Raw genomic sequence first — 15,247 nt, 5'->3', positions numbered from 1 at the left:
TTAGTCATTGCAGGATAAAATTATGAAAATCCAAACTGTCGGTGTTGTCGGAGCAGGTGTGATGGGAATTGGGTTAGCTCAAAGCCTCGCCCAGAGCGGTCATCACGTAATTTTAGTAGATATTTCCGAAGAGATTTTGTCAGCTGCTAACAAACAAATCAGAAATAATATCCGTTTTCAAGGTTTTTTCAATAAAAATGAAAAAGTAGACGATCCTGATACCACTCTTCAAAGAATTAAATTTTCTACAAATTATAAATTTCTTGAAGATACAGAATTTGTGATTGAAAATGTCACCGAAAAGTGGGATATTAAAGAGAAAGTATACGCACAGCTTGATGCGATTTGTTCAGAACAAACTATATTTGCAGCTAATACATCTGCTATTCCAATTACTCGCATTGCTTCATTAACTAAGCGTGCTGATAAAGTGATTGGTATGCATTTCATGAACCCGGTTCCCATGAAGCCGATGGTTGAAATGATTCGCGGGTATCACACATCTGATGAAACAATCTCAACAGCGAAAGAATTACTGGCTCAGATGGGTAAAGAAAGCATCCTTGTCAATGATGCGCCAGGTTTTGTTTCTAATCGAGTTCTCATGTTGATGATTAATGAAGCAATTTTCTTGCTACAAGACCAAGTTGCTTCAGTGGAAGAAGTGGATAGAATTTTTAAAAGTTGTTTTGGGCACAAGATGGGTCCTCTAGAAACTGCTGACTTAATTGGATTGGATACGATTCTTTTTTCTATCGAAGTTTTGTATGAAAGTTTCAACGACAGCAAATATAGACCCTGTCAATTACTGAAAAAAATGGTAAATGCCGGGTTGTTTGGTCGCAAGAGTGGGCAAGGTTTTTATACTTACAATGGAGCAATCTGAAATTGGATATTAAAACAAAGTCCTTAGTCATTCTGAAAATCAAGGCAAATTGAAAAATGTCAGAAATACAAGTAAAAATTAGAGAATTTTTATCCCGATTTTTCCGAAATCATGATTTGCAGTTAGATGAAGATATCTTTGCCCTTGGTTTTGTCAATTCCATGTTTGCAATGCAACTTGTTTTATTTATCGAACAAGCGTTTCAAATTACTATTGACAATGAAGACCTGGAACTTGATAACTTCAGAACTATAAATTCTATGACTCGTTTAGTTGAACGGAAAACAATTTTAGTCGCACAAAAATGAATAAATATAAAAATTACAATCTTTTCCACCAAACAAGTAATAATCATGAAAATTGAGTTGACATCTCAACAAAAAGATGATAAATCTAAATTTAGAGGTTTCGTAAACGAAGAAATTATACCTCATGCAAATTCCTTCGACCAAGAAGAGTGTACCTCTTCAAAAGTTATAGAAAAGTTTGCTCATCAAGGATATTTGGGTGCAATATTACCTGAAGAATTTGGTGGCAAAAGTATGGATATCATCACCTATGGTCTTCTTAATGAAGAAGTTGGACGAGGATGTTCTTCTCTACGGAGTTTGCTCACAGTTCACAGTATGGTTTCTTATGCTCTTTGTCGATGGGGTAATAAGTCTCAAAAAGAGTATTGGCTACCAAAATTATCATCCGGTGAAGTTATAGCTGCTTTTGCCTTAAGTGAACCAAACGTAGGTAGCGATGCCAAAAGTATAGAAACCACAGCAACACTTTCTGGTGACTCTTATGTTTTAAATGGAAATAAAAAATGGATTACCTACGGACAAATTGCAGATGTATTTTTGGTATTTGCCCAATGTTCGGGTAAACCTTCTGCTTTTTTAGTTGAAAAGAATAGTCCAGGATTTTCAATACAACCTATTTCTGGAATATTAGGTGTTCGGGCTTCAATGCTTGCTCAATTAAACTTTCTAGATTGTCGAATTCCTAAAGAAAACCTGGTAGGCAGATTGGGTTTTGGTTTCTCTTATATAGCTTCTTCTGCATTAGATTATGGAAGATATAGTGTGGCATGGGGTTCTGTAGGTATTGCTCAAGCTTGTCTAGAAGACTGCATTCATTACACGAGTGAACGAAAGCAGTTCGATGTTTATTTGAAAGAACACCAATTAATTCGGCAAATGATTACCGAGATGATAGTCAATGTGAAAGCAGCAAGATTATTATGCTATCAAGCTGGCTATCTGAAAGAAATTGGCGATCCCAATTCCATCACAGAGACTTCAATCGCCAAATATTTTGCATCTACAACAGCAACTAAAGTCGCAAATGATGCCGTACAAATTCACGGCGCTAATGGTTGTACTAATAAATATTCGGTTGCTAGATATTTCCGAGATGCCAAAATTATGGAAATCATTGAAGGAAGTACACAAATACAACAGATTACCATCGCTGATTACGGTTATCAGGAGTACATATCAAAACCTGTTTCCACTGCCAATTCTCAAAACTTACTGGCAATGATGTGAGAATATGATTAGCACAAACACTGAAATCTCAAGCGCTCAACAAGTCGATAAAAAAACTATCAAATGCGTAGTTTGGGATTTAGATAACACGCTTTGGGATGGTGTTTTATTAGAGGATGACTGTGTTTACCTGTTCCCCGATGTAATCGATATTATCAAAACATTAGATAGTCGAGGTATTTTGCAGTCTATTGCCAGCAAAAATGACTATGCCAGAGCAATGGAAAAAATCCAGGAGTTTGGGCTACACGAATATTTTCTCTATCCCCAAATCAATTGGAATTCAAAATCGAGTTCTATTCAAGAAATTGCTAAATCGCTCAATATTGGTATCGATGTATTTGCCTTTATCGATGACCAGTTATTTGAACTTGAAGAAGTGAATTTTTCCCTTCCGGAAGTACATTGTATTAATGTAACTGATTTAACGAATATCTTAGATAAACCAGAAATGAATCCTCGTTTTATTACAGAGGATTCAAAACTGAGAAGATTAATGTATATTAGTGATATTGAACGAAATAATTCGGAAAAAGAATTTATTGGTACTCAAGACGAATTTTTAGCTACACTAAATATGACTTTTACTATTTCTGATGCTCAAGAAGATGATTTACAAAGAGCCGAAGAGTTAACATTAAGAACTAATCAATTAAATACAACTGGTTATACATACTCCTATGAGGAACTGAATCATTTTCGAAAATCTGAACGGCATAAAATACTAATTGCTAGTTTAGAAGATAAATATGGTAGTTATGGAAAAATTGGGCTAGCTCTTTTGGAATGTGGGGAGCTTGTATGGACTCTGAAGCTTTTGCTGATGTCTTGTCGGGTTATGTCCAGAGGTGTCGGCACAATTATGCTAAATCATATTATGACATTAGCTAATAATAATAATGTTCGTTTGCGGGCTGAATTTGTTTCCAATAATCGTAATCGAATGATGTATATATCTTATAAATTTGCAGGTTTTCAGGAGATTGAAAAAAATGGAGATTTGGAGATTTTAGAAAACGATCTAACGCGAATACAGCCTATTCCTGAATATGTCAAGGTCAAAATTATGGATTAGAAGGTACTGCTAGTTATCGTAGTTTGATAGGGGGGATTATGGAAACAAGAAAAGATGAAATTTTAAAACGGCGGTCAAAGCTTTCACTCGCTCAACAGGCGCTTCTCACAAAGCGATTGCGCGGTGAAGTTGACTCTCGCTCTCAATTAAAAGTTATTCCAAAACGTTCTCAAATAAGTCCTGCTCCCCTATCCTTTGCCCAACAACGGCTGTGGTTTCTTCAACAGTTAGATATCGACAATCCTTACTACAGCGAACTAGCGTGTGTACAGCTTGTAGGTGCGCTTAACGTGGATGCGTTAGAGCGAAGTCTCAATGAGATTGTGCGGCGTCATGAAGCGTTACGTACTACTTTTGAGATGCTTGAGGAAGAAGCAATTCAAATTATTCATCCTGCTGTAACTGTGACGCTGCCAGTGGTGAATTTGCTCTCGATGTCAGAAGCGAAACGGCAAGCACAAGTTAAACGGTTAACAACAGAAATAGCTCAAAAACCTTTTAATTTAGTGACTGGCCCGTTGCTGCGAGTCATGTTGCTACAAACAGGTGCCGAAGAATACTTGCTGCTATTCACAATCCACCACATTGCCGTTGATGGTTGGTCTATAGGAGTGCTGATTCGTGAATTAGCAGGACTCTATGAAGCCTTTTCCATCGGCAAAGCATCTCCCCTGCCTGATATCTCTATTCAATACGCAGACTTTACTATTTGGCAGCGTCAGTGGTTACAAGGGGAATTACAAAAGACGCAACTTGATTATTGGAAGCAACAATTGGCAGATGCTTCAACTTTAGCTTTGCCCACAGATCGCCCACGACCGCCAATTCAAAGCTTTCGAGGCGCAATTGCTTCTTTTGAGCTATCAGCGAGCCTAACTGATATGCTCAGATCCTTGAGCAATCAGGAAGGAGTAACCTTGTTTATGACGCTACTGGGAGCATTTCAAGCTTTACTGTACCGTTACACAGGGCAAGAAGATATCTGCGTTGGCTCCCCAATTGCTAACCGCAACCAAGCTGAAATTCAAGGGCTGATTGGTTTTTTTGTCAATACCCTTGTGCTGCGGACTCATCTTTCTGGTAATACAAGTTTTTTAGAATTGTTGAATAAAGTGCGCGAGGTATGCGTGGGTGCATACGCTCATGCAGATATACCTTTCGAGCAATTAGTGGAAGAACTTCAGCCAGATAGAAATCTCAGTCAGATGCCCTTGTTTCAGGTAATGTTTGCTTGGCAGGAAGACACTCAAAAGGAACTGACACTACCTGGTTTGACTCTGAATTGGCTCCCGACGCACGGTCAGACTGCTAAATTTGATTTAACGCTGCATCTAGTAGACGCACAGCCAGAGTTGCGGGGGTTTTTAGAATATAACACTGACTTGTTTGATGCTGAAACCGTTATTCGGATAGTAGAGCATTTTCGTAATTTGCTAGAGGGGATTGTTGCAAATCCACAAGCAAGATTATCTGACTTACCACTATTGACGGCTGAAGAGTTACATCAGCAGCTAGTGGAGTGGAATAACACTCAGGTTGAATATCCTGAACAACAATGTATTCATCAGTTGTTTGAAGCGCAAGTAGAACACACACCTGATGCTGTAGCAGTAGTATTTGAAGATGAGCAATTAACCTACTGCGAACTGAATGCTAAAGCAAATCAACTAGCGCACTATCTGAAAAAGCTGGGAGTGAAGCCAGAGATATTAGTTGGGATTTGTGTAGAGCGATCGCTCTCTACGATTGTTAGTCTATTAGGTATCCTGAAAGCAGGTGGTGCATACGTACCTATAGACCCAGCCTATCCACCAGAACGCATAGCATTTATCCTAGAAGATGCCCAAGCGCCAGTATTGCTGACTACTGCGTTGCTCCTAGAGGCAATGCCCCAAAACAAAGCTAAAGTCGTTTGTTTAGATACTGATTGGCATCTAGTAGCCCAACAAAGCCAAGAAAATTTATTCTCTGAAGTAACTACTGACAACCTAGCTTATGTCATCTATACTTCTGGTTCAACGGGCAGACCAAAAGGTGTAATGATTAAACACGCTAGCACAGTTGCAATGCTCGATTGGGCAAACAAAACCTTTGCAATTGAAGCTATGCAAGGTGTTTTAGCATCAACCTCAATTTGCTTCGACCTTTCGGTGTTCGAGGTGTTTGTTCCTCTGTGTTGCGGTGGCAAGGTAATTTTAATCGAGAACGCACTATATTTACCAACTTTGCCAACAGCTCAAAATGTAACCTTAATAAATACTGTCCCAAGTGTAATTTCACAGTTATTAAGAACTGATAGCATTCCAACTTCAGTGCAGACGATCAATATCGCCGGTGAACCACTTCATAATCAACTCGTACAACAACTTTATCAGCAGGATAATATACAACAGGTTTTTAACCTATATGGCCCTTCTGAAGATACAACTTATTCAACATCTGCCTGGATACACAAAGATACTAACAACATTCCACCTATTGGTCGTCCGATTCACAACACGCAGATTTATTTATTAGATAAAAATTACCAACCTGTTCCTGTAGGCGTGCCAGGGATGTTGTATATTGGTGGTGCAGGTTTATCCCGTGGTTATCTCAACAAACCAGAACTGACTGCGGATAAATTTATTCCCAATCCCTACGCGAATCTACCAGGGGAACGGTTGTATAAAACTGGGGATTTAGGACGCTATTTACCAAGTGGAGAGATAGAATACATTGGTCGCATTGACTATCAAGTAAAAATACGTGGTTTTCGCATTGAATTGGGGGAGATTGAAGCACTCATCATTAAATATCCCAAAGTCCGAGAAGCTGTAGTTACGGTTCATTCTTTGGAAACAGATTCTCAACAAATAGTTGCCTACCTAGTCCCGAACTCAGAGCAAACGCTAACGATTTCTGAACTGCGCGATTTTTTAGAGGCAAAGTTGCCAAATTACATGGTGCCAACAGCTTTTGTCATATTAGAGATGTTACCATTAACACCTAATGGCAAGATTGACCGTAAAGCACTCAAAGCACCTGATACAATAAGACCTGAAGACAAAGAACTACTAGCCCCTCGTAATTACGTAGAAACCAAGCTGGCTGAAATTTGGGCAGCAGTACTTGGTGTGGATAAAGTGGGTATTTTCGATAACTTTTTTGAGTTAGGTGGGGATTCGATCCTTGCCATTGTAGTTATCACCAAAGCCAAACAAGCTGGTCTACAACTGGCAGTTAAACAGTTATTTCAACATCAAACAGTTGCTGGTTTGGCAAGTGTGGCAGTTGCGAAAAAGATAAAACAAGCTGAACAAGGACTGATTACAGGTTTAGCTTCTTTGACACCAATACAATACTGGTTTTTTGAACAGAATCTACTCGAACCCCACCACTGGAATCAAGCAGTCTTACTAGAAGTTAAACAAGTTCTTGACCTAGCTGTATTAGAAAAATCCGTACAGCAACTACTGTTACACCATGATGCTCTCCGCTTACGCTTTGAACAAACAGAGTCTAGCTGGCAACAGGTTATAGCCAGCCCTGATGTAGAAGTCTCCTGGACACACTTGGATTTCTCTGCCCTATCAGCAAGCGAACAAGAATTAGCCATCGAAACAGCTGCTACCAAATTACAAGCCAGTCTTAATCTCTCAACAGGCCCATTGATCCGAGTTGCTCTGTTCGACTTAGGGCAGCAACCAAGCCATTTGCTGATAGTCATTCAGCATTTAGCCGTAGATGGCGTTTCTTGGCGAATTTTACTGGAGGACTTGGAAACAGCATACCAACTGATAAGCCAAGGCAAGAAAGTGCAACTACCAGCAAAGACAACTTCGTTTAAATACTGGTCGGAATGTCTACAGGAATATGCACAATCAGCTACTCTCCAGCAACAATGGGACTATTGGCTGAGAGAGTCTTGGCAAAAAATTGCTCCTTTGCCAGTCGATTTTGCTGACGGCGACAATACAGTGGCTTCGGCTCAGAACATCTCGATTTTTTTGACTGAGGAACAGACTCAAATCTTGCTAAAAGAAGTACCAAAAGCTTACAATACACAAATTAACGATGTCTTGCTCGCGGCGCTAGTACAAGCTTTTTCTCAATGGACTGGCAATAATTCCCTATTACTAGCTCTAGAAGGTCATGGGCGGGAAGAGATTTTTGATAATGTCGATTTGTCGCGCACAGTAGGTTGGTTTACATCTATTTTTCCTGTGCTGTTAGATTTGGGAACAATCTCTCATCCCGTAGAGGCTTTGAAATCGATCAAAGAGCAGCTGCGGAGCATTCCAAATAAGGGGATGGGCTATGGTGTCCTACGTTACCTTAGTAAGGATACTGCCAGAGTAGAGTCACTGCGATCGCTTCCACAAGCTGAGGTGGTCTTCAATTATCTAGGTCAGTTCGATCGAACATTTTCCGACTCATCAATATTTAAAATCTCTCAAGGTTCCCAAGGACAAACGCGCAGCCTTTGCAACCGCGAGGCCTATATGCTCAATATCAACGCTTTGGTAGTTAATAACCAGTTGAGAGTGGATTGGACGTACAGCGAAAAAATACATCGACGAAGGACTATTGAACGATTAGCACAAGGGTTTGTAGAAGCTTTGCAAATACTTATGACTCATTGTCATTCTCGTGAAGTCGGAGGATATACACCTTCTGACTTTCCAGAAGCAGACTTCAATCAACAAGACCTCGATCTGTTTTTAGAGAAAATCAACCGAGGGAGTAAAAATAAAAGACTATGAAAGAAGATATTCAAGACATATACCCACTATCTCCAATACAGCATGGTATGCTGTTTCACGGTTTGCACACTCCAGAAATGGGACTATACCATTCACAGTTTGTCTACACTTTTAGTGGCAATCTGAACATTGCTGCTTTTAAATACGCTTGGCAGCAAGTAGCAACCCGGCACACAATCTTGCGTACCAGCTTCTATTGGGAAGAATTGGATAAACCATTACAAGTTGTGCATCAGCAAGTAGAAGTACCTGTAGAGTACCAGGATTGGCAGGAACTCGATCCATTAGAACAACAAGAGCGTTTAAAGTCTTTTCTCAACAGCGATCGCTCCCGGCGGTTTGATTTTTCCCAAGCACCTCTAATGCGTGTGGCTGTAATCCAGATTCAAGAAGATGTTTACTATCTTGTTTGGAGTAGCAACCTAATCATTCTCGATGGTTGGTCATATCCATTGGTATTAAATGATGTGATTGAAATTTATGAAGCATATTGTCGGGGTCAAGATGCACCCTTAGTAGACGGCAGTTGTTTTAAAGATTACATCAAATGGTTGAAACAGCAGGATTTATCCAAAGCAGAGGAATTTTGGCGACAGCAACTCAATGAAGTAAAAGAGCCTACTCCCTTAACTAACCTATACTCAAACAACTTGTCCAATCTAGAAGAACGCTACGAGGATATACAAATCAGTCTATCGGAAGCAACTACAAGAAATCTAGATTCATTAGCAAGACAGCATCACCTGACTATGAATACAATAGTTCAGGGAGTTTGGGCCATACTCCTTAGTCGCTACAGTGGTAAAAATGATGTAACTTATGGCTGTACTACTTCTGGTCGCCCAGTAGATTTAGAGCGATCGGAGTCAATGGTAGGAGAAATGGTTAATACCTTACCAGTCCACATCAAGATAGATTTGGAGGAGTATTTATTACCTTGGCTTCAGCAATTACAAACTCAATTGATAGAAGTTCGAGAGTATGAGTATTCTCCACTGGTAGATATTCAAAAGTGCAGTAAAGTGCTGGGTAATGTGCCTTTGTTTGAGAGCTTTGTGGTGTTCGAGAACCAAAAAACAGGCAAGTTTCTGCAAGAATGGGGAAGTCTAAACATCTCTGAGCAAACTAGCTATTACAAAACAAACTATCCTTTAAATATAGTTGGGTATCCTGGCTCAGAACTGACGATTGGAATTAATTATGATTTTCGCCGTTTTGATGCGGCAACAATAATTAATATATTGGAGCATTTCAAAATATTGCTCGAAGGTATAGTAACGAATCCGAAAGTGCGTCTTCAGGAGTTATTGTTGCTTACAGAGCAAAAACCCCATATTGAATTGTTAATATTAGAAAAAGAAATGTCATTAGATTTCGATTATATCTTGAACACTTCAATGACTAATAAAATAATTTAATATTGAAACCTATTTTGCTATCAGTTTTAATTTTATTTATTATAAAAAAGCTGGTTAAAAATATTAAATTTATATATTTATTTGATTACTTAGTCTACAAGGAAAGAAGCATGAGTACACATTTAGACTCTAATGACTTATTATCTCAAAAAATCTATTGGATAAATAAACTATCGGGAGAATTACCTGAAACAAATCTGATGTTAGACTATGTAAGACCTTTCTTTTATAGCGGTAAAAATAAATCTCTTAGCTTTGATTTATCAAACAATTTATCTCAATCAATCATTAAACTAGCTCAAGGTTCTTACTTTTCAATGTACTGGATACTAGTATCTGCATTGAATATATTGCTGCAAAAATATACTCGAAACAATGATGTTATTATTGGAATACCAATATATGAGAAACTTTTTCTAAATGAGATAAATAACAAAGTTATTCCATTGCATACTCAGGTAAAACCTCATCTCTCATTCAAAGATTTTCTTTTTCAAGTCAAAGATTCAATAATTAGTGCTTACAACAACCAAAGCTGTGATTTTGATGAAGTAATCCAGTTGTTGAATATATCAAAAATTCCTAACCGCCATCCAATTTTTGACATAGTAGTTTGTTTAGAAAATATTCATAATAAAAATAATTTAAATCAACTAAATAATGATATTATAATTTCTTTTAAAGTTGATTGTGGAAGTATTAGTGTTGACATAGAGTATAAGGAATATTTGTTTCAAGATGAAAATATAAAATTCCTAAGTAGATATTATACTAATATTCTTGAAAGCTGTATTAATCAAGTAAATACTAAAATATCAGAGATTGTTTTATTAAAAGACTTCGATCGACACCAGATATTAACAGAGTTTAATAATAAAACCAAACAGTATCCTGTTACCCAGACAATAAATCAATTATTTGAAACCCAAGTATCTGAAACTCCAAATAATATAGCCGTCATTCATCAACACACTCAACTCACATATCAAGAACTAAACCATCAAGCGAATCAGCTAGCTGAATTATTGCGGAAATTAGGAGTTAGACAAGGAGACTTTGTAGGCATTTTTAAAGACCGCGATATAAATTTCCTGATTGCTATTCTTGCTATATACAAGGCAGGTGGTGCATATATACCTATTGATAGTACTTACCCACCAAATCGAATTAAGTATATGCTATCTAATAGTGAAGTTAGGTTCTTATTAACAGATTATTCGCTATTAAATGTTTTGTCAGACCTGATAGAAAATTGTTCTGAGTTATCCTCTATTATTTGTTTAGATAGCATTGTTATCGATCGGACACCCCTTGCTAACCAAGTCGGGTTAAAGATATATAATAAATTAGATTTTGAGCAGCTATCTTATGATAATGTAGAACAGGTTAATCATGCTGTTGACCCAGCTTATATGCTTTACACTTCTGGGTCTACAGGATTACCGAAGGGGGCAATTGTCAGGCATGATGGTGCAATTAATCATATTTATGCCCAATTTGATGAGTTGAATTTAACGCCAGAATTTTGTTTTCTTCAAAGCGCTCCTGCTTCTACAGATATTTCTGTATGGCAATTTTTAGCACCACTTCTAATTGGTGGGAAAACAGTAATAGTAGATATAGAAACCATTGCGATTCCTGAGCAGTTATTTCTTGCACTCAAATCACAAAAAATTACAGTTGTTGAATTAGTACCAGCATTATTTGTCGGCTTGCTTGAATATACTTCCCAGCTACCGATTCACCAAAGAGAATTACCTGATTTGAAATGGATGATGGTTGTTGGGGAACCAGTATCGGTAAGTTTGGTAAATAAGTGGCTTGAGATATATCCCGAAATCAAAATAGTTAACGCCTATGGCCCAACTGAGGCTGCTGATGATATCACCCAGTTTATCGTTGACAAGCCTTTGCCAGAAAATCAGCGAACGGTTCCAATTGGGAAACCATTAGCTAATTTAAATCTCTACATTCTGGATGGAGAAATGCAATTATTACCCATTGGCGCTCCTGGAGAGATTTGTGTATCGGGAATTGGTGTCGGTGATGGCTACTGGAAAAATCAAGAAAAAACTAATTTCAGTTTTGTTACCAATCCATTTACAGATGTTAGTCAGAAATTACCAGAAAATCGCAAAGATTTAATCTATAAAACTGGAGATTTAGGAAGGTGGCTTCCTGATGGGAATATAGAATTTCTGGGACGTATTGACCATCAGGTGAAGATTCGTGGTTTTCGGGTTGAACTTGGAGAAATTGAAACATTTTTGCTTCAGCACCAAGCTGTTAGAGAAGCTGTAGTTGTAGTTATGGAGGAAAACCCTGATGATAAACGCTTAGTGGCTTATGTTGTTCCTAGCGCTGAGGGCGATCGCAATGACCTAAGTAGTAGCAAACTAATTCAACAACTACGCGATTTACTTAAAGAAAAGCTACCTGGGTATATGATACCTTCTGCGATCGTACAGATTGAAGCATTGCCTTTAAGTCCCAGTGGTAAAGTAGATCGCCGCGCATTACCTGTACCAAATTTCCAGAATGAATCGGAACTAGGCTTCGTTGCACCCCGTACTCCCACAGAGGAGATAGTTGCTGACATCTGGATTCAGATATTAAAGCGAGAACATATAGGCATTTACGATAACTTTTTTGACTTGGGTGGACATTCTTTATTGGCGACTCAAGCGATTTCCAGGTTACGGAAAGCTTTTAAGGTGGAATTGCCTTTACGGAGTTTATTTGAAGCACCTACACTAGCTCAGTTGGTAGAAAGGATCGAGAAGATGCTTGCAGTCCAACAGCTAGAGCTTGTTTCTATGGACGGGGTAGACCACGATCGCGAGGAGATAGAACTATGAAAACTATTGAAGAGTTCTTATTATACCTTGACAGCCTCAACATCAAATTTAGAGTTGATGGCGATCGCTTATACTGTAACGCTCCTCAAGGGGTACTCTCACCAGAGTTAAGCACTCAGTTACGAGAGCGGAAACAAGAAATCCTCACACATTTAACATCAAGCGTTGCTCTTTTGCCCATAGTACCTGTTCCTCGAAATGCCAATTTACCCCTGTCCTTTGCCCAACAAAGGCTATGGTTTCTGAATCAGTTGGAGCCAAATAGCACCACTTACAACCTTCCCTTTGCCGTGCGTCTTACTGGTACGCTGAATGTGCCTGCATTGGAACAAAGTCTCAACGAAATTGTGCAGCGTCATGAAGCCTTGCGAACCACCTTTGCGATCGCCAATGGACAACCAATTCAGGTGATTACTCCAACCCTAACCTTGAAGCTATCTGTGGTGGACTTGCAAGAGTACTCAATAACAAAGCAAGAAACTGAAGTTTTGCGGTTAGCAGTTCAAGAAAGTCAGTCGCTTTTTAACTTAGCGCAGGGGCCTTTGCTGAGGACGACTTTGTTGCACTTAAGCGAACAACAATATGTCCTGTTGTTAATCATGCATCATATTGTCTCTGATGGCTGGTCTATAGGGCTACTCATCAAAGAAGTAACAGCACTTTACGAAGCTTTCTGCAAAGGACAGCCTTCCCCACTCTCGGAACTACCAATACAGTACGCTGACTTCGCAGCTTGGCAACAAAACTGGTTACAGGGTGAGGTACTTAACACCTTACTTACATACTGGAAAAAGCAATTAGGAGATAATTTACCAGTTTTACAATTGCCTATAATTCGTCAGCCTTCAGAAATGAAAACCTCTCAGGAGGAGCGGCAAAGTTTTATACTTTCTAAAACATTATCTCAAGCGATTAAAAAGTTAGGTGATAGTGTTGGAACAACATTATTTATGACCCTACTCGGAGCATTTAAAGTTTTATTATATTGGTATACAGGCGATAGAGATATTGTTGTCGGTACTGATATTGCCAACCGAAATAGAATTGAAATAGAGAATTTAATCGGTTTTTTTGTTAATCAATTAGTATTGCGTACTGATCTATCTGAAAATCCCACTTTTAGCAATCTTTTGCAACGAGTTCGGAAGGTTTGTTTGGAAGCTTATGCTCACCAAGATTTACCATTTGAAAAACTAGTTAGCGCTCTGAATCCAAAAAGAGACTTCAACCAAACTCCTCTGTTTCAAGTCAAGTTGATCCTCCAAAATGCTCCCGTACATTCTTTAGAGTTTTCAGAATTAACTTTGACTAGTTTAGATTTAGAAAATCAGATAGCAAGTGTTGATTTACTTTTAGAATTAACGGATACAGAGCAAGGAATAGTTGGATTATTTAAATACAATAAAGACTTATTTGATGCTAGTAGCATAACCAGATTAATAAATAATTTTAAAATAATTTTATCTCAAATTATTATAGAACCTACTATTAACTTAAATCAGTTAGAAGAAATGATTATAAAATCCGACAAAGAATATCAATTAAGTGAAGAACGGAAACGTAAAGAAAAATCTCAACAAAAATTAAGCACAATTAAACGAAAAGCGATCGCAATTGAAGTAGAGAAGTAAAATGGAACAGGTAAAAGTAAGTAATTCTAATTTCAAACCGGAATTTAATAGAGCTACTAGAAAATCCATAAATCTACAAAAAGAATTAATTAAACTAGATAATTCGGGAGGCGAACAAATACCACTAATAATAAAACCTTCTACATCAGATGTCGATCTTGCAGATTGGGCGGAAGCAAATCGAGAATTTGTAGATACACATTTAATTAAACATGGTGCTATCCTTTTCCAAGGATTTAATATTACTACAGCAGCCGGATTTGAAAGATTTGGTCTAGCGGTTTGCTCAGAACTATTCAATGAAAACGGTGAACATACCCGTGAAACACTAACCGGCAAAGTTTATACTCCAGTTTTTTACCCTGCGGATAGCAAGTTATTATGGCACAACGAAAATTCTTTTAATTATCGATGGCCTAGAAAAATTCTGTTCGGTTGTCATCAACCTGCACAGCAAGGAGGAGAAACTCCAATAGTTGATAGTCGTAAGGTATTTCAACTGATAGAACCCAAAATTAGGGACAAATTTGTTGAAAAGCAGGTTATGTATGTTCGTAATTATGGAAACGGATTAGGACTTGACTGGCAAACAGTTTTTCAAACTCAAAGTAAAGCAGATGTAGAAAAGTTTTGTCAAAGCAACTTAATTGAATTTGAATGGAAAAGTAATGGTGGTTTGAAAACTATTTCAATTCGTCCAGCGGTAATCAAGCATCCTCAAACAGGCGAATTGTCTTGGTTTAATCAAGCACAACATTGGCATTTAGCTTGTTTAGAAACGCAAACCCGCGAGTCGCTTTTATCAACTTTTAAAAAAGAAGATTTGCCACGAAATTGCTTTTATGGGGATGGTACTCTTATTGAAGACTCAGTAATGACACACATTTGTGATATTTATCAAAATTTGGAAGTATCTTTTCCTTGGCAACAAGGAGATATATTATTACTGGACAATGTGTTAACCGCTCATGGACGCAATCCCTATGTGGGAGAACGTAAGCTTTTTGTGGCGATGAGTGAACTGATAAGTTTTAGCCAAACTTGAGATAGTTAAAATATTTTTCTTCAACTCACCACCTCAATATTTAATTAAATC

General features: G+C 38.0%; 9 protein-coding genes. All 9 read left to right on the top strand.

Annotated features, from left to right (window positions below; all coding sequences use genetic code 11):
* The first annotated feature begins 22 nt into the window (after positions 1-22).
* The gene (locus tag RMX89_RS07785; protein ID WP_322688523.1) at positions 23-886 is read left to right on the top strand and encodes a 3-hydroxyacyl-CoA dehydrogenase family protein; all 864 of its coding nucleotides are present in this window, start codon (positions 23-25) and stop codon (positions 884-886) included.
* A 56-nt stretch (positions 887-942) separates the two neighbouring features.
* On the top strand, positions 943-1,194 hold the full coding sequence (locus tag RMX89_RS07780) for an acyl carrier protein (protein WP_322688522.1): 252 nt from the start codon (positions 943-945) through the stop codon (positions 1,192-1,194).
* 45 nt (positions 1,195-1,239) lie between these two features.
* Positions 1,240-2,424 carry an acyl-CoA dehydrogenase family protein gene (locus RMX89_RS07775; protein WP_322688521.1) on the top strand — a complete coding sequence of 395 codons (1,185 nt, stop codon included), beginning with the start codon at positions 1,240-1,242 and terminating at the stop codon, positions 2,422-2,424.
* A gap of 4 nt (positions 2,425-2,428) precedes the next feature.
* Positions 2,429-3,499 (top strand): HAD-IIIC family phosphatase, encoded by a 1,071-nt coding sequence (locus RMX89_RS07770; RefSeq protein ID WP_322688520.1) that lies wholly within the window; start codon positions 2,429-2,431, stop codon positions 3,497-3,499.
* Between the two features lie 38 nt (positions 3,500-3,537).
* A complete protein-coding gene (locus RMX89_RS07765) occupies positions 3,538-8,244 on the top strand; it encodes a non-ribosomal peptide synthetase (protein ID WP_322688519.1) in 4,707 nt (1,568 codons plus the stop codon).
* Positions 8,241-9,662 carry a condensation domain-containing protein gene (locus RMX89_RS07760; protein ID WP_322688518.1) on the top strand — a complete coding sequence of 474 codons (1,422 nt, stop codon included), beginning with the start codon at positions 8,241-8,243 and terminating at the stop codon, positions 9,660-9,662. Before RMX89_RS07765 ends, RMX89_RS07760 begins: the two co-directional genes overlap by 4 nt.
* 110 nt (positions 9,663-9,772) lie before the next feature.
* Positions 9,773-12,520, top strand: a complete 2,748-nt coding sequence (locus RMX89_RS07755; protein ID WP_322688517.1) for an amino acid adenylation domain-containing protein — start codon at positions 9,773-9,775, stop codon at positions 12,518-12,520.
* Positions 12,517-14,151 (top strand): condensation domain-containing protein, encoded by a 1,635-nt coding sequence (locus RMX89_RS07750; RefSeq protein ID WP_322688516.1) that lies wholly within the window; start codon positions 12,517-12,519, stop codon positions 14,149-14,151. The genes RMX89_RS07755 and RMX89_RS07750 overlap by 4 nt, the downstream gene beginning before the upstream one ends.
* A 1-nt stretch (position 14,152) precedes the next feature.
* Entirely contained in the window at positions 14,153-15,196 is a 1,044-nt protein-coding gene (locus RMX89_RS07745) for a TauD/TfdA family dioxygenase (RefSeq protein ID WP_322688515.1), read from the top strand.
* Positions 15,197-15,247 lie beyond the last annotated feature (51 nt).

This window comes from Nostoc sp. DedSLP04, from assembly GCF_034530775.1.
GTDB lineage: Bacteria > Cyanobacteriota > Cyanobacteriia > Cyanobacteriales > Nostocaceae > Nostoc.
The sequence above is the reverse complement of the archived record's forward strand: the minus strand, read 5'-3'. Positions and strand labels throughout refer to the sequence as shown.